This is a genomic window from Ruegeria sp. AB8 (assembly GCF_056542605.1).
In genome coordinates, this window is sequence record NZ_JBQGAB010000112.1 from 1 (window position 1) to 718 (window position 718).

Below are 718 nucleotides of genomic sequence, written 5' to 3' on the forward strand. Positions count from 1 at the left end.
ATAACCCAGCTTTTCGGCGGTTTCGATCGCCTCTTCGGTGGTGCCGCCCTTGCGGCATTCGGCAACGAATTCAGCGACTTTCGGGTTTTCTGCCTCAAGCTGCTTGGCAATCGGATGATCGGGCGAGATGCCAACAAACGACGCGCCCATCAGCGTATCGGGCCGTGTCGTGTAGACGGTGATCGGCTCACCTCCATCGGTGCGTTCGAACCCGAATTGCAGGCCACGGGACTTGCCGATCCAGTTCTCTTGCATCAGGCGTACCTTGGCGGGCCAGTTATCCAGCGTATCCAGCGCGTCGAGCAGTTCCTCGGAATAATCGGAAATCTTGAAAAACCACTGAGTCAACTCGCGACGCTCAACCAAGGCGCCTGAACGCCAGCCACGGCCGTTTTCTACCTGTTCATTGGCCAAAACGGTCATATCGACCGGGTCCCAGTTCACCACGGCGTTCTTGCGATAGACCAGACCGGCCTCGAGCATATCCAGGAACAAAGCCTGCTGCTGGCCGTAGTATTCCGGATCACAGGTGGCGAATTCACGAGACCAGTCGATCGACAGGCCCAGCGGCTTCATCTGTCCGCGCATGTCGGCGATATTGCCGTAGGTCCAATCTTTGGGGTGGCCACCACTGGCCATTGCGGCGTTTTCCGCAGGCATCCCGAACGCGTCCCAGCCCATCGGGTGCAGCACGTTATGACCGGTTGCGAGCTTGTGG

1 protein-coding gene is annotated in these 718 nt (G+C 58.6%); it reads right to left on the bottom strand.

The window, feature by feature from the left end; translation table 11 throughout:
- Positions 1-718, bottom strand: a 718-nt coding sequence (locus ACR0CG_RS24030; RefSeq protein ID WP_480528028.1) for a class I tRNA ligase family protein, incomplete at both ends; no start/stop codon positions are given.